Here is a 26,191-nt window from a genome sequence, read left to right as displayed (position 1 = left end):
CTACCGGAGACCGGGACGCGAACCCGGCCCGCCCCTACTTCGCCTCCGCGTACGAGTCGACCGCCTTGGGCCGCAACGGGATGCGCACCGGCATGTCGCCGAACAGCGTCCGCGTCGCGCCCTCGGCCGCCCGCTCGATCGCCGCGCCGACCTCCGCCGCCCTGTCGGCCGGGCAGTGGACCATCACCTCGTCGTGCAGGAAGAACACGAGTTCGCCCATGCCGCCCTCGTGCAGCTCCCGCCGCAGCAGCGCCATGACCACCAGCGCCCACTCCGCCGCCGTGCCCTGGACGATGAAGTTCCTGGTGAACCGGCCCCGCGAGGTGGCGACCTTCGTGCCGTCGTCGGAGTTGAGGGCCCGCCACCACCGCTCCGAGGGCGCCGGGGCGGTGCGCCCCAGCCAGGTGCGGACCAGGCCGCCGCGCTCGCCGGTGCGCGCCGCCGACTCGACGCGCTCGAACGCGGCCGGGAAGCGGTCCTTCATGAGCTGGACGAGCTGCGCCGCGTCGCCCGCGGTGCCGCCGTACATCGCCGAGATGAGCGCGATCTTGGCCTTGCCGCGCTCGCCGCCCAGGCGCGGGGCGAGCTCGGTGTACAGGTCGTCGGCGGCGGTCGCTGCGATCATGGCCGCGTCGCCGCTGATGGCGGCGAGCAGGCGCGGCTCCAGCTGGGCGGCGTCGGCGGCGACGAGCTTCCAGCCCGGTTCGGCGCGGATCGCCTCGCGCACGGCGTGGGGGAGCTGGAGGGCCCCGCCGCCGTCGCTGCCCCACCGGCCGGTGTCGGCGCCGCCGACGGTGTACACGGGCCGGAAGCGCCCGGCCTGCGCGTCCCCGGCGCCGACGACCCACGTGTCGGCCCAGTTCCAGCCGAACGCGGACCAGACCCGGGCGTGCTCGCGGTAGGTCTTGAGGGCCTCGACGGCGGGGTGGTCGAAGGAGGCGAGCTCCCAGGCGTGCGTGTTCTTGACGTCGAGCCCGGCCGCGTGGAAGGCCGCGAGGACCTGCTTGGTGGAGTCGGGGTTGAGCTGGTGGCCGAACGCGGCGACGACCTTGTCGGCCAGCGCTTGGAGCTTCCGCGGCCGCATCCCCTTGGCGGGGCGGGGGCCGAGGAGGTCGCGCAGGAGCCGGTCGTGGACGCCGCGGTCGAAGGGCACGCCCGCGCGGCTCATCTCGGCGGCGACGAGGCCCCCGGCGGACTCGGCGGCCAGGAGCGTGCCCAGGCCCGGCAGTCCCGCGGCGGCGGTGCGCCGGGACTGGTCGAGCCAGGCGGCCTGGTGGCGCACGAGGAGCCCGGGGCCGTCCACGGGGCCGGGCTCGCGTTCGAAGAGGGTCCCGGCGTCGGGGTCGGACGCCACGACGTGCGCGGGCGGCTCGCGGCCTTCGACGCGCGAGAGGACGCGCTCGGCCAGGCGCAGGTCGCGGCAGCGGTCGAGGCGCACCCCGGCGTCCATGAGCGGCGGGTAGTCCCCGGCGGTGTCGGCCACGACCCAGCGCGGCCGCTCGCCGCCGGACTCGGCCTCCTTGACGGCCGCGGCGAGGTCGCGGTGGTAGGCGACGGCGCCGCCGGGCAGGGGCATCGTCCATCCCTCTCCCGCCCTTCCGAGCACCAGCGCGACCTCCACACCACAAGTGGATCACGCCCCTGCGACATTCCGGTCCGTTCACTCGACCGTGAACGCGCCCACGAGTGTGGACATATTCGGCGCTCCGATGGGTACACCCGTGCCATGGCATTGATACTTTGGATCCTCGCGGTCATCCTCGTCGTCTACGGCATTGTGATGATCTTCCGAGGACAGCTCCTGCTCGGCATCGTCGTCATCATCGTCGGCCTCCTGGTCGGCCCCGGAGGGGTGAGCCTGTTCACATAGCAGGACCGCGGCCCGGGCGCTCGAAGCGCCCGGGCCGCGGTCGTGTCCGGATCAGGCCGATTCGCGCACGATCAGCTCGGTCGGGAGGATCGTGAGCGGTTCGACCGGCAGGCCCTCCAGGAGCCGCAGCATGGTCCGCGCGAGCTGGCGGCCGATGTCGACGATCGGCTGGCGCACGGTGGTGAGCGGCGGGTCGCAGAAGGTGGCGAGTGCGATGTCGTCGAAGCCGACGACGGCCACGTCCTCGGGGACGCGCCGCCCGGCCTCGCGCAGCGCCTGGAGCGCGCCGTGCGCCATGAGGTCGGAGGCGACGAACACGGCGTCGAGGTCGGGTTCGTCGGCGAGGAGGCGCCGCATCCCCGCGTGCCCGGATTCGGCAGTGAAGTCGCCGATGGCGACGACGGCGCGCCGGTCGGCGTCTTCGAGCGCCTCGCGGTAGCCGTCGAGCCTGGCGCGCCCGGCGACCATGTCCTGGGGTCCGGCGATCGTGGCGATGCGCCTGCGGCCCTTGGCGAGCAGGTGCTCGACCGCGGCCCGCACCCCGCCCTCGTGGTCGACGTCGACGCACGGGGCGGCGATCTGGGGCAGGCCGTTGCACACGACGGGGACCCCGCGGCGGACCATGAGCTCGGGGAGCAGGTCCGCGTCGTGGAGCGAGGCGAACATGACGCCGTCGACGTGCCCGCCGACGGCGTACCTCTCGGCGCGCTCCCTCGCCTCGGCCGAGCCGGTCGTCAAGAGCACCAGGAGCTTCCCGGCCGCGTCGAGCTCCCCGGCGACGCCCCGGATGACGCTGGGGAAGAACTGGTCGTCGGAGAAGACCCGGTTCGGGGACTCGGGGAGGATGAGCGCGACCGAGTCGGTCCGGTGGGTCACCAGGGACCGGGCCGCGGCGTGGGGCACGTAGCCCAGCTCCGCGGCGGCGGCCTCCACAGCGCGCCGCAGGCCCTCGGCGACCGTGGTCTGGCCGTTGACGACCCGCGAGACCGTCGCGCGCGAGACGCCCGCGCGCTCGGCGACCTCCTCCAGGGTGGGTCGGCCCTGGCGGGGACCCCGCACCGGCCCGCCCGGGCCCGCATCCAAACGCCGCATGCCGTCCGCCTCCGTCTCAGCCCTTGACCGCGCCCTGCATGATCCCGCTGATCATGTACTTTCCCAAGAGCGCGAACACCGCCAGCAGAGGAAGCGTAGCCAGCATCGTCCCGGTGAGCACCAACGACTGGTCGGTGACGTACCCGCCCGAGAGCGTCGACAGCGCCACCTGCACCGTGTAGCGGTCGGGGCTGGAGAGGACGATGAGCGGCCAGAAGTAGTCGTTCCAGGCGGTCAGGAAGGTGAGGACCCCCAGGACGACGGCGGCGGGGCGGGCGGCGGGCATGACGATCTGCCAGAAGATCCGGAACGTGGAGGCGCCGTCCATGCGGGCGGCCTCGATGAGCGTGCCCGGGAGCGCGCCGCGCAGGTACTGGGTCATGAAGAAGACGCCGAAGGCGTTCACCAGGCCCGGGGCTATGACCGCCCACAGCGTGTCGGTCCATTCGAGCTCGATCATGAGCATGTACAGCGGGATGACGCCCAGCTGCACCGGCACCATCATCGTCGCCACGACCGTGACCAGGAGGACCTTGGTGCCCTTGAACTTCAGTTTCGCGAAGGCGAAGCCGGCGAGGGTGGAGAAGAACACGACCGAGGCGGTCACGGCGCCGCTGACGATCACCGAGTTGATCAGGGCGGTGCCGAAGGGGACGGTCTCGAAGACGCGCCGCACGTTGTCGACGAGGTTCGCGCCCGGCAGCACCGGCGGCGGGATCTGCGCGAGCGCCGAGTTGTCCTTGGAGGCGACGACGAAGCTGTAGTAGAGCGGGAAGCCGGAGAAGAACAGGACGGCCACGAGCGTGAGGTAGGCGAGCCGGCCGGGCTGCTCGCGCAGGAGCCGCAGGCGGGCGCGGGCGCGGCGGTCGGGCCGCTTCGCCGGTGCGGGCGGGACCGGTGCCGGTGCGGGTCGTTCGGCGGTCGCTTGGGTCCGGGGGCTCATGAGCTGCTCCTGATGCGGCGGATGAACAGGTAGTTGAGGAGGGCGATGAGGACGATGACGGCGAACATCGTCCAGGCCACGGCGGAGGCGTAGCCGAACTGGAAGCCGCGGTTGAACCCGTGCTCGTACAGGTAGAGGGTGAGGGTCTGGAACTGGCGGGAGGCGCCGCCGGTGACCCCGTTGGGCCCGCCGCCGCCGAACAGCTGCGGTTCGGCGAAGATCTGGAGCCCGTAGATGGTCGAGACGATGACGGTGAAGACGATCGTCGGGCGGATCATCGGCACGGTCACGTGGAACAGCTGCTGGATCCGGGAGGCCCCGTCGAGGTGGGCGGCCTCGTAGACCTCCCGGGGGACCGCCTGCATGGCCGCGAGGTAGATGAGGGCGTTGTAGCCGGTCCACTTCCACGCCACCATGACCGCGATGGCGACGTGCGAGCTGGCGGTGCCGGCCTGCCAGTCGATGCGGCCCGCGCCGAGGGAGTCGAGGATCCAGTTGACGAGCCCGAAGTCGCGGCCGAACAGCTGGCTGAAGATGACGGCGACGGCGACGACGGAGGCGACGTTGGGCAGGAGCATCCCCATGCGCCAGAAGGTCTGCGCGCGCATCCGCAGGGTGAGCACGTGCGCGAGCAGGAGCGCGGCGAGCAGTTGCGGGACGGTGGCGAGCGCCAGGATGGACAGCGTGTTGCCCAGGGCGTTCCAGAAGTACGGGTCGGTCAGCAGCGCCTCGTAGTTGCCGGTGCCCACGAACACGTGCTCGTCGGACAGCAGGCTCCACTCGTGCGTGGACACCCACGCGGTGAAGGCGAGCGGGAAGAGCCCGAACACCGCGAACAGCACGAAGAACGGTGCGATGTACAGGTACGGGGAGGCGTGCAGGTCGAGTCGGTAGCGCCGGTGCATGCGGCGCTCCCTGGGGGAGGGCCGGGCGGGTCCGGCTGCCTTGGCGGCGATGGTCATCGGATCGCTTTCACAGATCGGTGTCGGGGGCCCGCCGGGGCCGGTGTCAAGGGCGGCCCCGGCGGGTCTTCTCAGGGCGCGGTCGCCCGGGTCCGAGCAGCGGAACCCGGGCGGCGCGGCGGGACGGGCCGCGAGCCGGGCGCGGGTCTCCGCTACCGGCGGCCCGGCCTCACTCGAAGGACTCCAGGTCGCTCACGACCTGGCTCCAGGCCTCCTCGGGGGTCTGGCTGCCGTCCTCGATGCGGCCCAGTCCCTGGCCGATGGTCGCGAGGACGTCGCCTTGGAGCGGGCCCTGGTACTGCGGCTGCACGGCGGTGGCCGCGGCGGTGAAGATCTGGCCGACGGGCGCGTCGTTGAAGTACGCCTTGGCCAGGCCGGTGAGCGCCGGGTCCTCGTACAGCTCGGGGGTGGAGGGGAAGTTCCCGGTGGACTCGAAGACCTTGAGCTGCTGCTCGGGCGCGGTGAGCCATTCGAGGAACGCGTACGCCTCCTCGGCGTGCTCGCCCTGCTCGGGCAGCACCAGGTGGGAGCCGCCCATGTTCCCGGCGCCGCCAGGGACGGTCGCGATGTCCCACAGGCCGGTCGCGTCGGGCGCGTTGGTCTCGATGTAGGAGGTCATCCACGCGGGGCAGATGATGGTGGCGAAGGTGCCCTCGTTGAACCCGGCGTTCCATTCGGGGGTCCAGGCCTGGAGGCGGTTGGACATGCCGGCCTCGATCGCCTCGACGGTGAGGTCCCAGGCCTCGCCGATGGCGGGGTTGGACTCGACGATGAGCTGGTCCTCGCGGTCGTAGACGCCTTCGTCGGCCTGTTCGACCATGGCGCGGAACATGTTCCCCGAGGACTCGAAGAAGTAGCCGCCGCCGGTCGCCTCCGAGTACTGGTGGCCCACGGCCACGTAGTCCTCCCAGGAGTCGGCCCACAGGGCCGAGACCTCGTCGCGTTCGACGGGGAGCCCGGCGGCCTCGAACAGGTCGCGGCGGTAGCACATGGCCATGCCGCCGACGTCGGTGCCGAGTCCGATGAGGGACTCGCCGTCGGCCGACAGGCCCTGCTGCCACTTCCAGTCGAGCCACTGGCCTTCGAGCTCGTCGGCGCCGAGGTCGAGCAGGTTGTGGAAGCGGTCGGGCTGGGCGGTGTACTGCGAGATGTAGCCGACCTCGACGGCCTCGATGTCGGCGGCGCCGGAGCCGGTGGCGAGGTGGGTGGTGAGGTTGGTGTGGTGATCGGCGAACTCGGCGATGCGCTCCTCGAACTCGATCTCGGGGTGCAGTTCGCTGTACTCCTCGTAGAGCGGGCCGAAGCCGAAGTCGCCGAACAGGCCGACGGTCAGGGTGATCGTGCCGTCGTCCTCGCCCGAGCACGCGGCGGTCCCGGCGGCCACGAGGGCCGCGGCGGTCACGGCCGCGAACGCGGCGCGGGTCGGTCTCTTGCTCTTCACGGTGTCTCCTAATCGATGGATGAGGGATCCGCACGGCCGCATGGGAACGGCCGGGCGGGTTCGGCGGGGCGCCGCGGCGGGACCGAGAGAGCGCTCTCTCACCGGAGGGGGTATCCGCCGCACCGCCTCGCCGCGGGCCGCCCCGCCCGGAAGCGGAGCGGCCCGACGAGTCGGGGCGCGGGAGCGAGGCCCCCGCGCCGGGAGGGTCAGTGCCGGAAGTGGAACCAGTTGACGTTGACGAAGTCGTTCGGCTGCCCGCTGGTGAAGGTCAGGTAGACGTCGTGGACGCCGGTCACCTGCGAGACGTTGGCCGGGACGGTCCTCCAGGTCTGCCAGCCGCCGGTGCTCGCGATCGCGAAGCTGCCGATCGGCGAGGCCGTGCGGCTGCCGATGCGCACCTCGACCAGGCCGCTGACACCGCCGCCCGCACCCGAGGCCACGCGGGCCACGAAGTCGAGCGGCGACTGCGACCCGAAGTCGACGTCGTTGAACCGCAGCCAGTCGCCGTTGCCGATCCAGGCGACGTTCTGGCCGCCGCCGGTGTCGGCGGTGTTCTCGGTGCCGGTGCCGCTCTGGTCGACGGCGGACTCGACCTCGATGCGGCTGTAGGCGTCGATCCCGTCGCCGGGCGGGTCGGTCGGGTCCTCGGTGGTCGGCGGGTCGGTCGGCCCGCCGTCGCCGCCGGCGGTGTACACCCGCACGTAGTCGACGAGCATCGAGTGGCCCGACTGAGTCGCGGCGGTGGGCGTCGCGAACCCGGCCACGCCGTCGGGGAAGGCCCCGCCCATCGCCAGGTTCAGCAGGATGAAGTACCCGGCGTGGTCGGTCATCTGCGCCCACGTGTCGGCCGGCAGCGCCGACTCGTTCACGGTGTGGAACAGCTGGCCGTCGGCGTACCAGCGCAGCTGGCCCGAGGCGCCGGACTCGTCCCACTCGAAGGAGTAGGTGTGGAATCCGTTGTGGCAGTTGCCGCCGCACTGGGTGGTGGCGCCCAGGCCGTTGAACTCGTTGCAGGGGCCGCCGGGGGCGACGCCGCAGTGGAGCACGGCGTGGGTGTTGCTCTGCCCGTTCACGTTCTCCATGATGTCGAACTCGCCGATGCCCGGCCAGTTCCAGTAGTTCCCGCGGAACGGCGAGCCCAGGGCCCAGAACGCCGGCCAGTAGCCGAGCGCGGCGTCCCCGGTGACCTGGGGGAGCTGGAGGCGTCCCTCGATGCGGAGGGTCCCGTCGGTCGGCGGTTTGAAGTCCGCGCGCTGGGTCTCGATGCGCGCGGAGGTCCACTGGCCGCTGCCGTCGCGCAGCGCGGTGATCTCCAGGTTGCCCGCGCCGTCCATGGAGACGTTCGCGGGGTTGTCGGTGTGGGCGGCGATCTCGCCGGTGCCCCAGTTCCAGGGCCCGCCCGGGTAGGCGTGCCCGAGGTCGATCTGCCAGTTCGCCGAGGAGGGGAGCTGGCCCGCCGAGCCGTTGAACTCGTCGGACCAGACCAGGTCCCAGGCCTGGGCGGCCTCGGGCTCGGCGCTGGCGCTGCCGACGGCGAGGACCGCCGCGGCGAGGACGGCGACGCCCGCCGCCGCGGCGGCGAAGGTGCGTGCGAGCCGCCGCCTGAGGCGGCGGCGGGGGTGGTCGGAGGTCTGAACTTCAGCCATGACGGCTCCTTTGCCGGGTCATTGAGAGATCGCTCTCTCGGTTCTGATCAGGATCAGGTCCGAGACGAGAGAGCGCTCTCTCATTTGGTCCAGAGCTCATTCATACCCGAAGGCATCAGTGCATGTCAATGGATCGTGGCCGAAACGTTATCGACCGGACAGGGCTCGGCGCACGCGCATCCCTTGCGGCCCAAGGTTACCGTTCAACTTCCGATTTGCCCTGAAAGATTCAGGCCCCGGTGTCCTCGCCGTCGACCGGGGGCTGCTGCCGCGCCTCCCGGGCGCGCCGCTGGAGCTCGCCGAGCCGGGCCTGGCGCTCCTCGCCGAGCGCGTCGATGCGGCGTCGGCGCTCGCGCAGCTCCTCGGGCGACTCGGTGCCCCCGAGCATCCGCTTCTCCAGCCACTCCACGTGCTCGGCGTGGGCGGCGGCGTTGATCGCCCGCACGTCCTGGTAGGTGCCCCGCAGCGACTCCATCCGCTTGAGCGCGTCGTGGCACTGCGCCAGGAGGATCTCGATGTCGGCGTTCTCGTCCGGGTCGGCGTCCGCCCGCCGCGCCTCCAGCCACGCGATGCCCTCGCGCAGCTTCTCGCGCGCCTTGAGGTTGTGCATCGCCAGGTCCTCGACGATCTGGTCGGTCAGTTCGAGGAAGTTCAGGTGCGGGTCGGGGCGGTCGTCGGTGCCCATGGGGGCCGTCCTTCCACGAGGAGGTGCCTCTGCCCCCTCTACCATACGGGCGCGGCTACGATCATCCTTCACCGCGCGTCCGATTCACCCCGAAGACGAGGTCCCGTGTCACCTGTCCCCGCCGTCATCGACACCCTCACCCAGACGCAGAGCCCGCCCCCGGTCGGCGTCATGATCGCCTGCCTCGCCGCGGCGGCCGCCGCGGTCCTCTACCCGCCGGTGTGGCGCTGGAGCCGCGGCCTGGTGACCATCGCCCACGAGGGCGGGCACGCCTTCATGGCCGTCCTCATGCGCCGGCGCCTCACCGGCATCCGCCTCCACGCCGACACCTCGGGCCTGACGTTCTCGCGCGGGCGGCCCACCGGCTTCGGCGCGGCGATGACCCTCGTCGCCGGGTACACCTTCCCCGCGGCCCTCGGCCTGGGCGCGGCGGCGCTCGTCGGCGCGGGCCGCATCGTGCTGCTGCTGTGGATCACGCTGGTGCTGCTGGCGGTCATGCTCGTGTTCATCCGCAACTGGTACGGGGCGCTGGCGCTGGTCGTGGTGGGCGCGGGCGTGTTCGCCGCGACCTGGTACGGCAACGCGATCGTGCAGACCGTGGCCGCCTACCTCGGCGCGTGGCTGCTACTGCTCGGCTCGGTCAAGCCGGTCCTGGAGCTGGGCTCGCGCCGCCGTCGCCGGCGCGGCTCGGGCCAGTCGGACGCCGACCAGCTCGCCGGGATCACCCCGGTCCCGGCCGGGGCGTGGATCTTCCTGTTCGCGCTGCTCACCATCGCCGCCGCGGCCTGGGGCACCTGGCTGCTCCTGCCCGTCGCCGACTGGCTCCCCGCCTCCTAACGCCATGCGGCGCTTGGTCTTCGCGGTCGGCGCCACCGAGTACGGGTCCTCGGGCCACGGGTGCTTGGGGTACCGCCCGCGCATCTCCTTGCGCACATGGAGGTACGGGCCCTCCCAGAACGAGCGCAGGTCGCCGGTGACGGCGAGCGGCCTGCCCGCCGGGCTGAGCAGGTGCAGCACGACCGGCACGCCCGCGATCTGCGGGGTCTTGCGGGCGCCGAACATCTCCTGGAGCTTGACGGCGAGGACCGGCGTCTCGCCGGAGTAGTCGACGCGCGCCTTGCGCCCCGAGGGGACCGCGAGCGCTTCGGGCGCGGTCTCGTCGATGCCCGCCTGCCACGGCAGGAGGTTGCGCAGGGCCTGGCCGACGGGGATGCGCTCGACGTCTGCGCGGCGCCTCGCCCGCGACCACCACGGCTCCAGCCAGTCGGTGCCGCCGGTCAGGGCCGCGTCCGACACGTCGGCCCACGGCTCGCCGAGCCTGGTGCGGCAGAACGCCATCCGCTCGCGAAGCCGCAGCGAGTCCTCAGACCAGTGCAGCAGCGCGAGGCCCTCGCGGCGCAGGCCCTCGGCGAGGGCCGCGGCCACCAGTGCCCGGTCGGGCCGCTGGAGCGGCTCGGCGGCGACCTCGATCGCGCCGAGCGACCGGACGGACCTGGCGGTGACGTCGCGCCGCTCGGGGTCCCACTCGACGCGTTCGGACCGGGTGTCGCCGACGAGCTCGCAGGCCAGGTCACCGTCGATGGGGACCGCGGCGCGCACGAGCGCGGCGGCCCGCCCGGGGGAGCGGTCGGCGTCGGCGATCGCCAGCCACTCGCTGGAGGCGAGCGAGGACCCCTCGGCGCAGACCGCGCCGGTCCCGGCCACGGTGCGCCATTGGGCGCCTTGGCGTCTGGCGACCCGCTCGGGGAAGGCCAGGGCGATCACCGTCGCGGCAGCCTCGTCGTCGCCCGCGCTCTGGCTTCCCGCCGCCTCGGGAACGCTGCGGCGCAGCCGCTTGACCTCGGACTCCCACTGCCGGTCGCGGGTGGTCCGCAGGTGGCGCCACTGCGCGAGGAGATCGTCACCCCTGCCGCGCTTGTCGAGGCCGAGGAGGGCGGCGACCTCGGCGGCCCGGTCGGCGCCTACGCGGAGGGCCCCGTCGAGGAGCGCTCGGGCCAGGCGCGGGTGCAGACCGACCTTCGCGAGGGCCCTACCGCGCGCAGTGGCGTTCCCATCAGTGTCGATGGCGCCCAGGGACTTCAGCGTCGCCTCGGCGGCCTCGACCGCTCCGGCGGGCGGGCGGCCCGGGAGCGCGAGGTCGGCGACGGGGGTGCCCCAGCAGGCGGCCTGGAGACGGAAGGCGGTGAGGTCCGAGCAGGCGATGTCGGGGGCGGGCTGGGCGGTGCGGCGGGCGTGCTCGGCCTCGCTCCAGCAGCGCCAGACCGCGCCGGGGCCTTCGCGACCGGCGCGGCCCGCGCGCTGGTCGGCGGCGGCTCGGGAGGCGTTCGCGGTGGTCAGGCCCGGCAGGCCCCGGGCGTGGTCGACCACCGGGCGGCGGGCGAGGCCCGCGTCCACGACGATGCGGACGCCGGGGACGGTCAGGCTCGACTCGGCGATGTCGGTGGCGAGGATTATCCTGCGGCGCTCGCCGACGCGCAGCGCGCGGTCCTGTTCGGCGGGCGGTACCGACCCGTGCAATTGATATATATCGGCACCGAGGTTTTGGAGTTGCTCCGCGACCCGCCGTATCTCGCCGGCCCCCGGCAGGAAGACCAGGGCGACGCCCTGGTCCGCAGCGACGGCTTCGCCGACCACCCTTGCGACGTGCGAGAGGAACCTCGGGTCGACCCGCAGCCCGTCGGGCGGGTTGAGGCGGGTGCGCGGCGGGGCCCAGTGCATCCGCACGGGGTGGCGCATCGGCTCGGAGTCGACGGCGGGCGCCGGCTCGCCCGCCGTGGCGAGCAGATCGGTCCACAACGCGACGTCCGCGGTGGCGGAGGCGGCGACGATCGCGAGGTCCGGGCGAAGGATCTGGCGCGCCTCGGCGAGGAACGCGCAGGCGGTGTCGGTCTCCAGGTGCCGCTCGTGGCACTCGTCGAGCACGACGAGGTCGAACTCGGGCAGCTCGGGGTCGGCGAGGAGCCGGTTGAGCAGGACGCCCGTGGTCACGACCTCGACGCGCGTGGCGGCCGAGCGGCGCGACTCGCCCCTGATCTGGTAGCCGACGCGCTCGCCCACCCGCTCGCCGAGGATCGCGGCCATGCGCGCGGCGGCGGCCCTGGTGGCGAGGCGCCGAGGCTCGGCCACGAGGACGCGGCGCGGCCGCTCGCCCGGCTCGATGAGCCCGGCGAGTGCCAGCGGTGCGAGCGTGGTCTTGCCGGTGCCCGGGGGAGCGGCGAGCACGGCCGTCCCGGTGCGCTCGACGGCCGCGAGCAGTTCGGGAAGGGCGGCGCGGATCGGCAGCTCGGGCAGCGCGGGCGGTTGCGGCATAAGCACCATTGTCGCCGAACCGAAGGCGCGGGCGCCAACGGCCGCGAACGCGAACGGCGGTTCCAGGGCGAAACGGACATCACCGCCGCCCCCGAATCAAGGGTGCCCCCAGGGTCCGACACCGCCCCGGCGGTCAGGCCACGATCGCCGGAGGGACACCGCCTCCGAGGCCGGAGTGTGCGCCCTCGCCCGGCAGTTCTCTTCACGAGAGTGCCTACTACGACGGCGCTTCCCCGACGGTGCCGCGAAGACCCGAACGCGGTTCCGCGCCTGACAGTGCCGCGCCTGACAGTGCCGCGCCCGACAGTGCGTCCTCGCTCCACTGTGCCGCTTTCGACAGTGCCGCTTCCACAGTGCCGCTCTCGCAAAGGCGGAGGCCGCCCGCGACGATCCGCGGGCGGCCCCCGAAGGTCCTTCCAGTGCGCCGTTACACGCCGCAGCCGGTGCCGTCGTCCCAGAAGTAGAGGACGATCGCCTGGTCGGCGTCGTAAGGAGCCGAGTTGCCGCCCTGCGGGTCCTGCGAGTCGACCAGGCAGGCGTCGCCCTCGGCGGGCATGGTGCCGTCGGTGTTCACGGCCTCGGCCGAGACGTCGGTGAAGCCGATGTCGTAGAGCTCGTCGAGGGCGTCGATGACCGAGTCGTCGGTGAGGTCGGGGATCTCCAGGTGCTGCGGGCCCTCGTCCTCCTCCTCGGTGGTCTGGGACTCCTCGCCGCCGTCGTCGTTGTTGTCCTGGTCCTGGTCGCCGCCGTCGTCTTCGGTGGTCTCCTCGGCGTCCTCGGTCGTCTCCTCCGCGGCCTCTTCCGTGGTCGCGTCGGTGCCGGTCTCGCCGGCGCCCTCGGTCTTGTCGTCGTCGTCCTTGCCCCACGGCCCCAGCAGCGCGATCGCCACGATGAGCACCGCGATCCCGGCGATGACGACGAGGATCGGGCCGGTCGGGTTCCGCTTGGGCTTCTCGGCCTCGCGCGGGGGCGGCAGCGGGCGGTCGTCGCCGCCCGCGCGGTACTGCCCGGTCGCGGGGGAGGCGTACTCGTCCTGGAACTGCGGCTGGACCGTCGTGTGGGCGGCGACGCTGCCGGCGGCCATCGCCGCTCCCGCGCCCGGGTTGAGCACGCGCGTCGACTGCGGGGACTGGCCCGGCGGCGGCGAGGCGAGGATCGCGGTCGTCCCCCCGCCCATGCCCCCGGCCCGGCACACGCGGGCGAGCTCGGCGGCGGAGGAGAAGCGCTGGCGCGGGTCCTTCGCCAGGCAGCGCATGACGATCTGGGCCACCGGCTGCGGCACGTCGGGCGGCAGCGGCGCGGGCTGGCCGGTCAGGTGCCCCGCGATCGCGGCGGTCGGCTCGTTCCCGGCGAACGGGGGCCGCCCGGCCAGGCACTCGTAGGCCACGATCCCGAGCGAGTACACGTCGGTGGCACCGGTGAGCTGGGAGCCCTGGAGCTGCTCGGGGGAGGCGTAGGCGAGGGTGCCCATGACGGTGCCGGTCTCGGTGAGCCCGGCGCTGGCGCGGGAGGCGGCGATGCCGAAGTCGACGATCTTGACGGTGCCGTCGGTGTCGGCGAGCATGTTGCCCGGCTTGATGTCGCGGTGGATGATGTGGGCCTGGTGGGCCACGTCGAGCGCCTCGGCGGCCGAGGCCATGATCTTGAGGGTCTCGTTGGGGGACAGGCGTCCCCGCTGGCGCAGCACGTTGTCGAGCGCCTGCCCTCGCACGAGCTCCATGATGAGGTAGGACACCAGGCCCTCGGGGGCGTGCTCCTCGCCGTAGTCGTAGAGCGCCACGATGCCCGGCGACTGCAATTGCGCGACGGCCTGCGCCTCCTGGTGGAACCGCGCCCGGAACCGGTCGTTCCCGGAGAGTCCGGAGTGGAGGAGCTTGACGGCGACGACGCGGTTGAGCCGGGTGTCGGTGCCGCGCCACACCTCGCCCATCCCGCCGGCGGCGAGGCGCTGCTCAAGGCGGTAGCGGCCAGCGATCAGGTTCCCGGGTTCCACCCTCGGCCTCTCTTCACGTTCGGGGAGCAGGGGACGAAGGTGAGCTTAGTAGGAGACCGCGACACCGCTCGCGCGCGCCCGAACGCGGCCGCCGGCCCCGCCCGGCGGCCCGCGGCGCTACTCGCCCGGGGCGGGCTCCAGCGTCAGGCTGATCGAGTTGATGCAGAAGCGGGCGTCGTCGGGGTTGTCCCAGCCCTCGCCGTAGAACACGTGGCCCAGGTGAGAGTCGCAGTTCGCGCACCGCACCTCGGTGCGCTTCATGCCGAGGCTGTCGTCCTCCAGCAGCCGCACCCGGTCGCCGGCCATCGGCGTCCAGAACGAGGGCCACCCGCAGTGCGAGTCGAACTTCGTGTCCGAGGCGAACAGCTCGGACCCGCAGGCCCGGCACCGGTACACGCCCCGGCGCTTCTCGTTGACGTACTCGCCCGTCCACGGCGCCTCGGTGCCGCCCTCGCGCAGCACCCGGTACTCGTCGCGGCCGAGCCGCTCACGCCACTGCTCATCGCCCATGCCCTCTGCAACCATGCCGACCAGTCTAGGTCGCCGTCTCCGGGATCGGGTCCGGCGCGACGGGCCCGGGAGCCCGAGCGCGCGTGGCCGTGCGGATAGGATCGGCGGCATGCGGTACCTCCTTGGCGACTACACGACGGAAGGCGGCCCCGGTCTGGTCGTCGCCGGGCCCGACGGGCTCGGCGCGGCGGCCCCGGTGGTCAACCCCTCGTGGGTCCACGTCGGACCCGAAGCGGTCTACACGCTCACCGAGACCGAGCCGGGCTTCGCCGCGGCCTGGAGCATCGGCGAGGACTTCGCGCTCGACCGCGCGGGCCAGGGCCAGTCGACCGGCGGCAACAACCCCTGCCACGCCGTGGTCGACCCGAGCGGGCGCTGGCTGCTGGTCGCCAACTACGGCGCAGCGGACGGCGCGGGCGCCACGGTGGCGGTCCTGCCGATCGGCGAGGGCGGGCAGCTGGGCCCGGCCGCGAGCGTGTTCCAACTCACCGGTTCCGGTCCCGACCCCGAGCGGCAGTCGGGTCCGCACGCGCACCAGGTGGTGTGCCGCCTCGGCCGCGTCCTGGTCGTCGACCTCGGCTCGGACCGCATCCACGCGTTCGACCTCGGCGAGGACGGCGTGCTCACCCCGGCCGCGACCACCGCGCTCGAACCGGGCTTCGGACCCCGGCACCTGGCCTTCGTGGGCGACCGCGCGGTCGTCGCCGGGGAGTTGGCGAACGCCGTGGTCGTGGGCTCCTTCGACGAGCGTTCGGCCACGTTCTCCTTCGGCCCGGTCGTGCCCCTGCCCAGCGGGGACGTGGCCGACCTGGCGGCGCTGCCCGACATCGGCCTGGACGAGCGGGTGCCCGACCCGGCCCCCGCGGCGGTCGTCGCCGACCCCGAGCGGGGCCTGGCGTACATCACGGTGCGCGGGCCCGACCACGTCGTGGCCGTCGACCCGGCGGACGGCTCGCTGGTGCGGGCGGTCCCGGTGGGCGCGGCCTGGCCCCGGGACGCGGTGCTCACCGGCGACGGGACGCTCCTGGTGGCCTGCCAGCACTCCGGCGTGGTCACCCGCGTCGACCCGACGGGGGAGGAGGCGCCCACCGTGGAGTGGACCGTCCCCGGCGTGACCTGTGTGGCCCCCATCGCTTTAGGGCACCCCGCCCGCGTGAATTTGCACGCTCTGCAAAATTTCACGTCGGGCATCTTGTGAACACTGCGCACCCCGACTAGGGTTACCGGCATGGCCGACTCGACCGGGCTCCGCGAACGCAAGAAGGCCGCCACCAAGGCGGCCCTCAGCGATGCCGCGTTCCGTCTGGCGGTCGCCAAGGAGGGCATCGAGGCGGTCACCGCCGACGAGATCGCCGCCGAGGCCGGCGTCTCCACCCGCACCTTCCACAACTACTTCCCCTCCAAGGAAGCCGCGCTCCTGCACGACTTCCACGAGACCACCGGCCAGCTCCTCGCGGGCCTGCGCGAGCGCTCCCGGCACCAGCCGATCTGGGACGCGTTCCGCGACGCCACCATCGACATGCGCTTCGACGAGAAGTTCGACATCGACACGATGCGCTGCCGCGAGCAGCTCATCCACGCCTCGCCCTCGCTCATCAAGGAGCAGTCGGGCCAGTTCATGGAGCTGTTCGCCGAGGCGATCGACATCGTGGCCACCGCGACCGGCACCAGCACCGACGACCTCTACCCCCGCCTGCTGCTGGGCGCGGCCCTGGTGACCATGAAGTCCTCGACCGAGCACTGGCTCGCCGACCCCGGCGACCGCACCCTCGCCGAGACCATCACCGAGGCCTTCGCCCACTTCGAGCGCGGCATCACCCGGCCGCCACCGTCCCCGGCCTGAGGGCCGGGACCCCTGCGTACAACTGAACAGACGAAATCCAGGAAACCCAACGCCGTCATCGTCGCCGGCGAAACACCACCCGACCGGTTCCGCCCCGCACCCACTGCGCGCCCGCGCGCAGGTGGGCGGTGCCGGCCAATCATCCGATTGGAGCACCCGACCGTGGCCACCTTCCTCTACCGTCTCGGCAGAGGGTCCTACCGGCTGCGATGGCTCGTCCTCGCAGTCTGGGTCCTCATCGTCGGCGGCGTGACCGTCGCAGCCGGCACCCTCCAGGAGGAGACGAACCCCGAGTTCGTCCTCCCCGGCACCGAATCCCAGGAGGCCTTCGACCTCCTCGAAGACCGCTTCCCCGAGATGAACGCCGACGGCGGCACCGCCCAGATCGTGTTCGAGTCCGAGGACGGCGAGGCGCTGACGGCCGAGGCCAACGCCGCCGTCATCGACGACCTCGCCGCCGTCATGGCCGAGTCCCCGCAGCTCGCGGGCGTCACCAGCCCCCTCGCCACCGACGCCGACGGCAACCCGATCGGGATGCTCTCGGCCGAGGACCAGACCATCGGCGTCATGCAGGTGACCTACACCGAGCCGGGCATGGAGCTCGACGAGGACACCGTCGCCTACCTCGAGGACGCCATCGCCGACGCCGAGGACCAGGGCGTGCGCGTCGTCGTCACCGGCGACGTGCTCCAGGCCATCCCCGAGACCAGCGCCACCGAGCTCATCGGCATCGGCGTCGCCCTCATCGTCCTGGTGGTCACCTTCGGCGCCCTCCTGGCCGCCGGCCTGCCGATCCTCACCGCGGTCCTGGGCGTCATGCTCACCACCGCCGGCATCCTCGCCGCGACCTCGTTCATGAACGTCTCGGAGTCCACCGGCACGCTCGCCTCGATGATCGGCCTCGCCGTCGGCATCGACTACGCACTGTTCATCCTCTCGCGCTTCCGCAGCGAACTGGCCAAGGACGGCCGCGTCGAGGACAGGAAGGCCAGGGCCGAGGCCATGGGCCGCGCCGTTGGCACCGCCGGCTCCGCGGTGTTCTTCGCGGGCCTGACGGTCATCGTCGCGCTCCTGGGCCTGTCGGTGGTGAACATCCCGTTCCTCACCGAGATGGCCGTGGCCGCCGCCGTCACCGTCCTCATCGCGGTGCTCATCGCCGTGACCCTGCTCCCGGCCTTCGCCGGGTTCACCGGGAAGCGGATCTTCACCAAGCGCCAGCGGCGCCGCATCGCCTCGGGCGTGCACGACGCCAAGCCCAACGGCGGTCGCCGGTGGGGCGGGTTCGTCACCCGCCACCCGATCATCGTCGCCCTCGTCGGCGTGGTGGGCCTGGGCGCGCTCGCCTACCCGGCGCTCGACCTCGAACTGGGCATGCCCGACGGCGGCTCGATGTCCGAGGAGTCCGCGCAGCGCCAGGCCTACGACCTCATCAGCGAAGGATTCGGGGCGGGCTTCAACGGCCAGCTCATGATCGTCGGCGACCTCGCCGACGGCGTCGACCCGGCCCAGGCCGCCGAGGACATCACTGCCGAGCTCGGCGGGATCGACGGCGTCGCCGTGGTCGGGCAGGCCTTCCCCAACGAGGCCGGCGACACCGTCATGGTCACCGTCATCCCCGAGACCGCGCCCGCCGACGAGGCCACCAACCAGCTCGTCCACGACATCCGCGGCGTCCTCGCCGACGACGCGGACGCCAACTGGGCCGTCACCGGGGCGACCGCGCTCAACATCGACATCTCCGACAACCTCAACGACGCGCTGCTGCCGTACATGCTCATCGTCGTCGGCCTCGCCGCGCTGATCCTGCTGCTGGTGTTCCGCTCGATCCTCGTCCCGGTGATCGCCACGCTCGGGTTCATGCTCAGCGTCTTCGCGGCCCTGGGCGCGCTCGTCGCGGTCTACCAGTGGGGCTGGGCGGCCGACCTGTTCAACGTCGACCAGCCCGGACCGATCATGTCGATGATGCCGATCCTCATGATCGGCCTGGTCTTCGGCCTCGCCATGGACTACCAGATCTTCCTGGTGACCCGCGTGCGCGAGGCATACGTCCACGGCGCCGACGCCAAGACCGCGATCGTGGAGGGCTACGGCCACTCCTCGCGGGTCGTGGTCGCCGCCGCGCTCATCATGATCAGCGTGTTCGCCGCGTTCATCTTCAGCACCGAGGTGTTCATCGCCGCGATGGGCTTCGGGCTGGCGGCGGCGGTCGTGTTCGACGCGTTCGTCGTCCGCATGGCGATCATCCCCGCGATCATGGCCCTCGTCGGCCGCGGCGCGTGGTGGATCCCCAAGTGGCTCGACCGCATCCTCCCCAACGTCGACGTCGAGGGGGAGAAGCTCCAGCAGCACCTCTCCCAGGACTCCCGCGAGGACGAGCGCGAGCTCGTCGGAGCGTCCAAGTAACCGACGCCCTCAGTGGGGACTCGGGCCGACCCCCGGCCCGGGTCCCCGCGGGTGTTCGGTGAACGGGGAATCCGATGGTCTTCTTCTGGGCGATGCTCATCCTCATCGGGATGGTGGTGGCGGACTTCTACCTCCCGATGCTGCCGAGCGCGACGCTGGTGACCGCCATGGTCGGGCTCGTGTTCGGCAACCCCCTCCTCGTCGGCGTGCTCCTCGTGGGCGCCGCCGGCTCCTCCTGGCTCGGCGAGTTCCTCGGCTACCGGGTCTTCCGCGTCATCCGCGCCGGCCTGAGACGGCGGGCCCCCCGCGCCGTCACCGGCACCGCGACCCGCCTGCTGACGCGCACCGTCGTCAAACTCGAAGGCCTCTTGCAGCGCACCGTGGTCGACCATCCCTACCGGACGACGATGGTCGCCCGGTTCCTGCCCGCCGGGCGCACCACGCTCGCGTGGGTCGCCGCAGGAGCCGGACGCGCCCCCTACGCCCGCATGGCCGCCCTCGGCGGCGCCCTGTGGGCCGTCTACACCGTCGGCCTCGGCCTGCTCATCGTGTGGATCGCCGGCCCGGGCTGGGAGTCGCTCATCGGCTCGGTCGTCACCGTCCTGGCCGTCGGCGTCGTCCTCACCTGGTTCGCCAAGCGCTGGCAGCGCAACAAGGCCGCCGAGATCCTCGATTCCGAACCGGTCGAGGAGGAAGCCGACGCCGCGGCCTGACGGCACAGGGGCGGCGGCTCGCCCGCCGCCCCTGTGTCGGGTTCACGACACCTGATCGACCTGGTCTTCCGCTACCCTGTTGCGCACCGCCCTTGAGAGAACGGCCGACGATGCCCTCCGAGCGCCTGCGCACCCTCCGCGAACTCAGCTTGTACCGCAAGGCCTGGAACCATTTCGAGCACGCCGAGCCCGGCGACGACGAAGCGCGCTTCCAGTTCCTGCGCCTGTGTCGCGACACCGACCGGCGCAAGGACGCCGAGCGACTCCAGGTGCCCGAGGACGCCACGTCCGAACTCGTCGGCGAGGAGCTGACCCTCCTGGGGCACTTCGGCGACGTCGAGCGCATCCGGTCCACGCTCGGAGTGGCGCGCCGCCGGATCGACGCCGAACCCGAACGCGAACTCGACTTCGGCGACTGCCACCTGGTCTGCTCGGTCGCCCGCGCTGAGGCCGCCCTCGGAAACGTGCGCGCCGCCCTCGGGACGGTCGCGCGGATCGGCTCGCGCGCCCGTGCCGACGTGCGCGCGGAGGCGCCCGACTTCACCACCCGCGTGTTCCTGCTCCAGCGCATGGGCTGGGTCGGCGACATCCGCCGCCTCATAGCCGAACTCGGCGACCTCCACCGCGGCCACGCCGACCGCGACGCCGGCGTGCGGCGCCTCCAGCGCCTCGTGGTGGCCGGCAGGGCACTGGCGTCCATGGGCGAGAACGAGCACGGCCTCGAACACCTTCGCCGCGCCGTCGACCTCTCGATCGAGCTCGCCGACACCCGGGACGAGCGCACCGACACCGCCGGCGTCGTCTTCCCCCTGCCTTGGCGCTGGCTCGCCCATGGACTTCGCGTGAACGGCTACCCCGACGAGGCGGTGGACCTGTTCGCCCGCGCCGCCGACGTCCCCTTGTGGAGCGGGCCGGATTCGCCCGTCCCGGGCCTGTCCGTCGCCGCGAGCCCGGTGATGCGCCTCGAACGGATCTTCGCGCGGCTGTGGGGCTACGACGGCGGCGACGACGAGCGCTTCGCCGGCCTGCTCGACGAGGTCGCTGCCATCACGAGCGAGCACGGCGGCAGCGCCGAGCTGACCTGGACCCGCGCCCAGATCCTCCACCGCCTCAATCGGGCCGACGAGCTGCGGCGCCTCGCAGAGTCCAACCGCGTCAACCTCTTCCCCAAGATCGAGTACGCCCGGCTCCTCAGCGAGCGCGGCCACGGCGCCCGCGCCGACACGGTGATTCAGGACGTCCTCGAACGCCAGCCCACCCACCGCGAAGCCCTCCTCCTGAGCGTCTACATCGAGGCGAACCGGCCCCGGGCCGACCTGGACACCGCCGGCTTCCCCCGCACCGACACCCTGCGCGGGCGCCTCGCCGAGGACGCCGCCATGCTCGCCCTCGCCGCCGAACGGCTCGCGCAGAACGGCCACTTCGCCCCCGCCGAGCGGCTCTTCTCCCATTTGGCCGCCGACAATCCCGCCTACGGGCTCGGCTGGGCCGGCCGAATCCGCGCCGCCGCCTGGAACCACGACTGGCCGCTCCTTGCCGACGTCGAAGCCCAGTTCGAGGCCGCAGCCGTGAGCGGCGAGGACCGGTCCCTGGGCGCCCCGGCGCGACCGCCCGCCATGCGCGCCACCGTCGCCCGGGCCCTCGCCAAAGCCAACCAGTTCGACTACGACGCCGCCTCCAGCCTCCTGTCGGAGGCCTCCGACCTGGTCGCGAGCGGCGACGACCCCACCGCGACCGAAGAGGAGCAGGTGCAGGTCCGCATCTGGCAGGTCGAAGTCCTTCGCTGGCAGGAGCGTCCGATGCAGGCCAAGGCCATGTGCGAGGGCCTCGCCGAGGGCTTTCCCCGCAACGCCGAACTCATCGCCAAGCACGGCTGGGCGCTGCTGGACTGCCAGGAGTTCGCCGCGGCCGAGGAGCGCTTCCGCGAGGCACTGCGGTTGGGCCCGGAGGAGGCGAGCGCCTGGCGGGGCCTCATCCACGCCCTGGTCTCCCAACTGCGTCACGAGGAGGCGCTCGCGTGCGCGGCCCGAGCGCGCACCGTCATGCACAACAGCGCCGCCACCCTGTGCGAGACCGCCTGGATCCACCACCTCGTGCACCGCCTCGACCTCGCCGTCCTCACCCTCGACGAGGCGCTGGAGGCCGCCCCGAACCATCCGACGGCACTGGCTTGGAAGGCCGTATACCTCTCGGACCTGCGCGACCACGCGGCCGCGATCGAAGCGGCCGAGCAGGGGCGGCGCCTGCGACCCGACAGCGTCGAGGTCTGGCAGGCACTGTGCCTGGCGCTGCTGCGCCGCGGCGAGGCCGACCGCGCCCTCGACGTCGCCGAGGAGGCCCGCACGCGCTTCAGCGGTCACGACCACCACGACATGGAGATCGAGCTCATGGCCGCCGGAGTCTACGCCCAGGCCGGCGCGGACGAACCGAGGTGCGACCCGCTCGTCCAGCACCTCTCGTCGTTCACCGGCGTGCCCGACGCGATCCGCACCGCCTCCTCCATCCTGCGCCACCACCAGCGACTCGACGAGGCCAAAGCCCTGGTCGAAACGGCCCCCACCTGGCGCTCCAGCCCGATGCTCCTCCACGAGCACGCCGAATCCGCCTGCGCGGCAGGAAAGTTCCATGAGGCCGACCTCGACCTCGCGCGAGCCCTCCAGCTCAACCCCCGCTCCATGACCGTCTACAGCAGGCAGGTCCAGTTGTGGATCGCCCAGCAGCGCTTCGACCCCGCCACCGCGCTCTTGGAACGCGCGCGCCGACTCCTTCCCGGCCACTTCGGACTCGACATCCTCTGGGGCGAGGTCCTGCTCGAATCGGGCCAGGCCGAACGCGCACTCGCCGTGTGCGCCACCCAGGCCGCGCGCTTCGGCAGGCCCGAGCACCAGTCGGTGCGCCTGCGCATCGTCAGGATCCGCGCCACACGCGCCACCGGCGCGGTCCACGAGGCCCTCGCACAGGCCGAACTGCTCCGCACGATCGTGCCGAGCAGCCGCCGGGGCCGCCTCACCCTCGCACGCAGCCTCGAAGACGTCGACAAGGCCGCCAACGGGATCGCCCTCCTGGAGCCCACACTGCGTGAACTGCCCCTGTACCCGCCCTGCCCCGAGAACGCCGCCCTGTTCTGCCGCTTCCAGGACGATCACGTTCGCGCCCACGACGTCCTCGAACAGGCGATGGGGCACTACAAGACGGCCCCTGACGCCGATCTCTCCTCGGTCCGTCGTCGCGCCGACGCCGGGCTCCTCGCGGAACAGGCGCTCACCTTCGTCGCCCAAGGCGACCTCGGTCAGGCCGAAGCCATCTTGGACACGCTCGGCGTCCGACCCGACGTCCACGCCAACGCCCTCGGACACATCTGCCGCGGGTGGTACCGCCTCAGCGCGGACGAACCCGAGCGAGCCGCCGAGGAGTTCCGGAACGCCGTCGCGACCGGGATCTGTCTGAGCGAAGCCCGCTTCGGCCTCGCCTACTCCCAGATGCGGATGGCCGACTCCGAGCCGGACCCGAAGCGCCGCCGCGTCCATCTGAGAGCCGCGCTGGCACTGGCCGAGTCCCACCGCGTCGGCTCCGACTTCGAGCGGACGCGGATCCTGGCGGGGAACGCGGCCTACCAGCTCAGCGACTGGGTTCGGGCCGAGAGGCACTTCCGGGCCTCGATAACGATGCACCCGGTGCACGGCGGTTACGTGGAGCTGGCGATGGTGCTCAACCAGCAGGGGCGCTTCGACGAGGCGCTGCGCGAGATCGACAAGGCGGTGCGACACGGGCGCAGCTCGGCGCGGCTGCTGGCGGTGAGGGGCTTGACGCGGCTGCGGATGGCCGTGGAGCGCCGCGCTTCGCCGGCGATCATGGAGGCCGCCGCCCGCGACATCAATCGGGCGCTCGACCGGGAGCCGACCGACCCGACCGTCCTGTCTGCGGTCGTATACGCCGCCAACCACACCGACCTGTACGAGCCCACGGAGGTGATCGCGCTGCTGCGCGAGGCCAGGCGCGTCGAGGCGAACCGCCGTAGCGTGACGGTGATGGCGGTCCTGCGGCTCATGACCGCTGAGATGATGCTGTGGCGCCTTTCGGGACGCCTGTGGCACGGGTCGGCGTACTGGGCGAAGCGGTCGCTTCGGACCGCCCAGCACCCCCGGGCGTGGGCGATCGCCAAGAGCCGCAGGCACCGGCGCAGCGTGCGCCTGTCGCTGCGGAACCGTCCGCACCAGGGCGAGAACGGCGCCGCGGACGCCAGGTCCATGCGGGAGCGGCGGGTCACCGCGCGGATCCTGCTGGTGCTCGGGGTGCTGACGCTCGTCGCCCCGGCGGCCGTCGGGCTCGGTTCCGGACCGGCCGCGGCCTTCTCGATCCCGCTCCTGCTGCCCGGCGCGATCCTGCTCGTGGCCGGCATGTTCATGACCCGACTCGGTGTGGTGCGCCTGGGCGGCGTCGAGTTCCACGTGGCGGGCCCCTCAGCCCTCGACGACCCGATCCAGCTGCCGACGACCCTGCCAGTGCAGGCGCCGATGACGCCGCAGACGATCGCCGCGCAGCTGCACACGAACTGGTTGCCGCAGCCGCGGTTCCAGCTGCTCGGCCCGGCGGTCGGGCCCATGATCACCGGCCACTACGCCTACCGGGACGCGTACTTCCCCTGGCGGACGAGGTGAACGGCGGGCCCACCCCCACCGGGTGGGCCCGCCATGATCGGGATTCTAAAGCTGCTCGCAGCCCCCGGGCACCCAGGGGTCCTCGGGGTCGGGCGCGAACTCGCGGCCCTCGCGCCCGGCCGGGATCTGGCCCATGCGCCCGGCCTGGAAGTCCTCGACCGCCTGGACGATCTCGGCCCTCGTGTTCATCACGAACGGCCCGTACCGCGCGACCGGCTCGTTGATCGGCTCGCCGCCGAGGAGGAGGACCTCCATCGCCCCGGTCGAGTGGTGCTGCTCGGGCCCGGCGCCCACCGTGACGTAGTCGCCGTGGGGCATGAACTGCACCAGCTGCGACTCCTTGAACGGGCGCCGCTCGTCGCCGGCGTAGCCGTCGCCGTGCAGGGCGAACGCCATCGCCGAATACGAGTGCTGCCAAGGGATGCGGACCTCAGCGCCCGGCGAGAGCGAGGCGTGGATGAGCGTGATCGGCGTGTAGGTGCGCCCCGGGCCCTCGTGCCCGGCCGCCGAACCGGCGATGACGCGCACGAGCGCGCCGCCGTCGGCCGAGGCCACGAGCTTCAGGCCCGGCCCCTTGATGTCCTGGTAGCCCGGCGGGTTCCACTTGGCGCTCTTGGGCAGGTTCACCCACAGTTGGACGCCGTCGAACTCGCCGCCGGTCATGACGAGCTTCTCGGAGGGCAGCTCGTCGTGCAGCAGCCCCGAACCGGCCGTCATCCACTGCGTGTCGCCGCCGCGGATGACGCCGCCGCCGCCGTGGGAGTCGGTGTGCACGAAGGTGCCGTCCATGAGGTAGGTGACGGTCTCGAAGCCGCGGTGCGGGTGCCAGGGCGCGCCCTTGGCCTCGTGCGGCTCGTAGGCGGCGACCATGTGGTCGAGCAGCAGGAACGGGTCGCCCGCGTCCACGAGCCCGGCGGTGGGGAAGGGGCGGCGCACGGGGAAGCCGCCGCCTTCGAGGGTGCGGATCGAGTCGGTGACCCTCGCGACGGCGCGCGGGCGCGATTCCAGCGCGGGGGCGTCGAGACGCGGCAGCGCGAGGATGTCGGGTGCGGTCACTGCTGGCATGGTGTGCCTCCTCCGGTCGAGGACCGTCGACTTGATTGGTCGGCCAATAATATCATTGGTCGACCAACTGTTGCTAGGCTGGGGGCATGGACCCCACCGGCACCCCCGCACCAGGCACCGACGTCTGCGACACCCCCGAACACGTCGGCGCCGTCGGACACGCCCTCTTCCGCGTCGCCCGGGCCCACCGCGTCGCCGCCGCCCGCCTCCTCCGCGAGATCGGCCTCTACCCCGGCCAGGAGATCATGCTCGGCCACCTCGCCGAACACGGCGACGCCCGCCAGTCCCGCCTCGTCGCCGAACTCGGCCTCGACGCCTCCACCGTCACCAAATCCCTCCAGCGACTCGAACGCCAAGGCCTCGTCGAACGCCGCCCCGACCCCGGCGACCGCCGCGTCTCCGTCGTCGCCCTCACCGCCCAAGGCCGCGACCTCCAAGACCGCATCGAAGACTCCTGGCGCCGCCTCGACGCCCTCACCTGCGAAGGCTTCACCGACACCGACCGCACCGCCCTCACCGCCCTCCTCCACCGCCTCGAACGCAACCTCGCCTCCTGCGAAGAGGACTGAACCCACCAGAACCAGCAAGCCCTCTCATCGCCCGAAGGGTTGCCGATTCACCACCGCGTTGATAGCGTGTGCCAGCGTGACTTCTCCGATTCGCACGTACGGACCGCTGGAACAGAGCCGCAACGGGTGGGCCTCGGCCGCGCTGGCGATCGGACGGCCCGCCGTCGATCTGGCCGCGCAGGGCCCCGGCGCCGCACCCGTCACCATGTCGAACCACTCCCACCACGAGGACTGGTTCGAACTCCTCACCCGGCCGCTGTGGGGCCTCGCCGCCGCCGAGACCGTCCCCGACGAGGTCTGGGCCGCCCTCCGCGACGCCCTCGCACGGGCCCTCGACCCCCAGGACCCCTGGTACGTCGGCGACCCCGCGCAAGGCGGACAGCGCATGGTCGAAGCCGCGGCCGTCGGCTGGGGCCTCGCCCTCGCCCCCGAACGCCTCTGGGAGCCCCTGGGCCCCAAGGCCAAGGACAACGTCGCGGCCTGGCTCTC

At 72.5% G+C, this 26,191-nt stretch carries 19 protein-coding genes and 1 pseudogene; 9 read left to right on the top strand and 11 right to left on the bottom strand.

Translation table 11 applies throughout. The annotated features are described in order from the left end of the window. Nucleotides 1–34: 34 nt before the first annotated feature. Nucleotides 35–1,576, bottom strand: a complete 1,542-nt coding sequence (locus E9998_RS19470) for a bifunctional 3'-5' exonuclease/DNA polymerase (protein ID WP_204745551.1) — start codon at nucleotides 1,574–1,576, stop codon at nucleotides 35–37. A gap of 150 nt (nucleotides 1,577–1,726) precedes the next feature. On the opposite strand from E9998_RS19470, the gene E9998_RS25740 reads away from it, so the two are divergent. Next, nucleotides 1,727–1,870, top strand: a complete 144-nt coding sequence (locus E9998_RS25740) for a GPGG-motif small membrane protein (protein WP_192907125.1) — start codon at nucleotides 1,727–1,729, stop codon at nucleotides 1,868–1,870. 51 nt (nucleotides 1,871–1,921) lie between these two features. Here E9998_RS25740 and E9998_RS19465 read toward each other — a convergent pair whose 3' ends face one another. The 6 genes from E9998_RS19465 to E9998_RS19440 all read right to left on the bottom strand — a co-directional run bounded on the left by E9998_RS19465 (nucleotide 1,922) and on the right by E9998_RS19440 (nucleotide 8,639). Beyond that, entirely contained in the window at nucleotides 1,922–2,962 is a 1,041-nt protein-coding gene (locus tag E9998_RS19465) for a LacI family DNA-binding transcriptional regulator (RefSeq protein WP_136531366.1), read from the bottom strand. Between the two features lie 16 nt (nucleotides 2,963–2,978). Further along, the gene (locus tag E9998_RS19460; RefSeq protein ID WP_136531365.1) at nucleotides 2,979–3,905 is read right to left on the bottom strand and encodes a carbohydrate ABC transporter permease; all 927 of its coding nucleotides are present in this window, start codon (nucleotides 3,903–3,905) and stop codon (nucleotides 2,979–2,981) included. Continuing rightward, nucleotides 3,902–4,810, bottom strand: coding sequence for a carbohydrate ABC transporter permease (locus E9998_RS19455; RefSeq protein WP_204745550.1), 909 nt, complete (start codon nucleotides 4,808–4,810; stop codon nucleotides 3,902–3,904). The genes E9998_RS19460 and E9998_RS19455 overlap by 4 nt, the downstream gene beginning before the upstream one ends. Nucleotides 4,811–5,036: 226 nt before the next feature. Continuing rightward, nucleotides 5,037–6,308 carry an ABC transporter substrate-binding protein gene (locus E9998_RS19450; protein WP_204745549.1) on the bottom strand — a complete coding sequence of 424 codons (1,272 nt, stop codon included), beginning with the start codon at nucleotides 6,306–6,308 and terminating at the stop codon, nucleotides 5,037–5,039. 206 nt (nucleotides 6,309–6,514) lie between these two features. After that, on the bottom strand, nucleotides 6,515–7,954 hold the full coding sequence (locus E9998_RS19445) for a glycoside hydrolase family 16 protein (RefSeq protein ID WP_136531362.1): 1,440 nt from the start codon (nucleotides 7,952–7,954) through the stop codon (nucleotides 6,515–6,517). Between the two features lie 229 nt (nucleotides 7,955–8,183). Next, on the bottom strand, nucleotides 8,184–8,639 hold the full coding sequence (locus tag E9998_RS19440) for a hypothetical protein (RefSeq protein ID WP_136531361.1): 456 nt from the start codon (nucleotides 8,637–8,639) through the stop codon (nucleotides 8,184–8,186). Between the two features lie 171 nt (nucleotides 8,640–8,810). Here E9998_RS19440 and E9998_RS19435 point away from each other — a divergent pair. Continuing rightward, nucleotides 8,811–9,368 (top strand): annotated as a pseudogene (locus E9998_RS19435) (M50 family metallopeptidase); the annotation flags it as partial. On the opposite strand, the gene hrpB reads toward E9998_RS19435, so the two are convergent. The 3 genes from hrpB to msrB form a co-directional block, all read right to left on the bottom strand. Further along, a complete protein-coding gene (gene hrpB / locus E9998_RS19430) occupies nucleotides 9,264–11,948 on the bottom strand; it encodes an ATP-dependent helicase HrpB (protein WP_240037688.1) in 2,685 nt (894 codons plus the stop codon). The pseudogene E9998_RS19435 and the gene hrpB overlap by 105 nt on opposite strands. A gap of 427 nt (nucleotides 11,949–12,375) precedes the next feature. Further along, nucleotides 12,376–13,941, bottom strand: coding sequence for a serine/threonine-protein kinase (locus tag E9998_RS19425; protein ID WP_136531360.1), 1,566 nt, complete (start codon nucleotides 13,939–13,941; stop codon nucleotides 12,376–12,378). Between the two features lie 117 nt (nucleotides 13,942–14,058). Next, nucleotides 14,059–14,466, bottom strand: a complete 408-nt coding sequence (msrB, locus tag E9998_RS19420; protein WP_136531359.1) for a peptide-methionine (R)-S-oxide reductase MsrB — start codon at nucleotides 14,464–14,466, stop codon at nucleotides 14,059–14,061. Nucleotides 14,467–14,560: 94 nt separating this feature from the next. On the opposite strand from msrB, the gene E9998_RS19415 reads away from it, so the two are divergent. The 5 genes from E9998_RS19415 (at nucleotide 14,561) to E9998_RS19395 (ending at nucleotide 24,068) form a co-directional block, all read left to right on the top strand. Continuing rightward, nucleotides 14,561–15,649: a lactonase family protein gene (locus E9998_RS19415; protein ID WP_158299886.1), complete on the top strand. Its 1,089-nt coding sequence runs from the start codon at nucleotides 14,561–14,563 to the stop codon at nucleotides 15,647–15,649. Nucleotides 15,650–15,679: 30 nt separating this feature from the next. After that, nucleotides 15,680–16,294 carry an acyl-CoA-like ligand-binding transcription factor gene (locus E9998_RS19410; protein WP_136531357.1) on the top strand — a complete coding sequence of 205 codons (615 nt, stop codon included), beginning with the start codon at nucleotides 15,680–15,682 and terminating at the stop codon, nucleotides 16,292–16,294. Nucleotides 16,295–16,456: 162 nt separating this feature from the next. After that, nucleotides 16,457–18,697, top strand: coding sequence for an MMPL family transporter (locus E9998_RS19405; RefSeq protein WP_136531356.1), 2,241 nt, complete (start codon nucleotides 16,457–16,459; stop codon nucleotides 18,695–18,697). Between the two features lie 74 nt (nucleotides 18,698–18,771). Beyond that, on the top strand, nucleotides 18,772–19,410 hold the full coding sequence (locus E9998_RS19400) for a DedA family protein (RefSeq protein WP_136531355.1): 639 nt from the start codon (nucleotides 18,772–18,774) through the stop codon (nucleotides 19,408–19,410). A gap of 110 nt (nucleotides 19,411–19,520) precedes the next feature. Next, the gene (locus E9998_RS19395; RefSeq protein ID WP_136531354.1) at nucleotides 19,521–24,068 is read left to right on the top strand and encodes a tetratricopeptide repeat protein; all 4,548 of its coding nucleotides are present in this window, start codon (nucleotides 19,521–19,523) and stop codon (nucleotides 24,066–24,068) included. A 45-nt stretch (nucleotides 24,069–24,113) separates the two neighbouring features. Here E9998_RS19395 and E9998_RS19390 read toward each other — a convergent pair whose 3' ends face one another. Next, nucleotides 24,114–25,133: a pirin family protein gene (locus tag E9998_RS19390; RefSeq protein WP_136531353.1), complete on the bottom strand. Its 1,020-nt coding sequence runs from the start codon at nucleotides 25,131–25,133 to the stop codon at nucleotides 24,114–24,116. A gap of 86 nt (nucleotides 25,134–25,219) precedes the next feature. Here E9998_RS19390 and E9998_RS19385 point away from each other — a divergent pair, with 86 nt between their 5' ends. Together E9998_RS19385 and E9998_RS19380 are read left to right on the top strand one after the other, a co-directional pair. After that, entirely contained in the window at nucleotides 25,220–25,702 is a 483-nt protein-coding gene (locus tag E9998_RS19385) for a MarR family winged helix-turn-helix transcriptional regulator (protein ID WP_136531352.1), read from the top strand. 76 nt (nucleotides 25,703–25,778) lie between these two features. After that, nucleotides 25,779–26,191 (top strand): DUF2264 domain-containing protein (locus E9998_RS19380; RefSeq protein ID WP_158299885.1); only part of this gene is annotated, 413 nt, incomplete at its 3' end.

Origin of the sequence: Glycomyces paridis (assembly GCF_004912155.1) — a bacterium.
Taxonomy (GTDB): Bacteria; Actinomycetota; Actinomycetes; order Mycobacteriales; family Micromonosporaceae; genus Glycomyces; species Glycomyces paridis.
Note: the sequence above shows the minus strand (reverse complement) of the source record. Positions and strands in the feature narration are given on the sequence as shown.

Coding starts and splice junctions, on each gene's coding strand:
- E9998_RS19445 (WP_136531362.1), bottom strand. CDS start 7,954: ATGGCTGAAGTTCAGACCTCCGACCACCCCCGCCGCCGCCTCAGGCGG.
- E9998_RS19400 (WP_136531355.1), top strand. CDS start 18,772: ATGGTCTTCTTCTGGGCGATGCTCATCCTCATCGGGATGGTGGTGGCG.
- E9998_RS19465 (WP_136531366.1), bottom strand. CDS start 2,962: ATGCGGCGTTTGGATGCGGGCCCGGGCGGGCCGGTGCGGGGTCCCCGC.
- E9998_RS19390 (WP_136531353.1), bottom strand. CDS start 25,133: ATGCCAGCAGTGACCGCACCCGACATCCTCGCGCTGCCGCGTCTCGAC.
- E9998_RS19440 (WP_136531361.1), bottom strand. CDS start 8,639: ATGGGCACCGACGACCGCCCCGACCCGCACCTGAACTTCCTCGAACTG.
- E9998_RS19415 (WP_158299886.1), top strand. CDS start 14,561: ATGCGGTACCTCCTTGGCGACTACACGACGGAAGGCGGCCCCGGTCTG.
- hrpB (WP_240037688.1), bottom strand. CDS start 11,948: ATGCCGCAACCGCCCGCGCTGCCCGAGCTGCCGATCCGCGCCGCCCTT.
- E9998_RS19410 (WP_136531357.1), top strand. CDS start 15,680: ATGGCCGACTCGACCGGGCTCCGCGAACGCAAGAAGGCCGCCACCAAG.
- msrB (WP_136531359.1), bottom strand. CDS start 14,466: ATGGTTGCAGAGGGCATGGGCGATGAGCAGTGGCGTGAGCGGCTCGGC.
- E9998_RS19460 (WP_136531365.1), bottom strand. CDS start 3,905: ATGAGCCCCCGGACCCAAGCGACCGCCGAACGACCCGCACCGGCACCG.
- E9998_RS19470 (WP_204745551.1), bottom strand. CDS start 1,576: ATGCCCCTGCCCGGCGGCGCCGTCGCCTACCACCGCGACCTCGCCGCG.
- E9998_RS25740 (WP_192907125.1), top strand. CDS start 1,727: ATGGCATTGATACTTTGGATCCTCGCGGTCATCCTCGTCGTCTACGGC.
- E9998_RS19385 (WP_136531352.1), top strand. CDS start 25,220: ATGGACCCCACCGGCACCCCCGCACCAGGCACCGACGTCTGCGACACC.
- E9998_RS19395 (WP_136531354.1), top strand. CDS start 19,521: ATGCCCTCCGAGCGCCTGCGCACCCTCCGCGAACTCAGCTTGTACCGC.
- E9998_RS19455 (WP_204745550.1), bottom strand. CDS start 4,810: ATGCACCGGCGCTACCGACTCGACCTGCACGCCTCCCCGTACCTGTAC.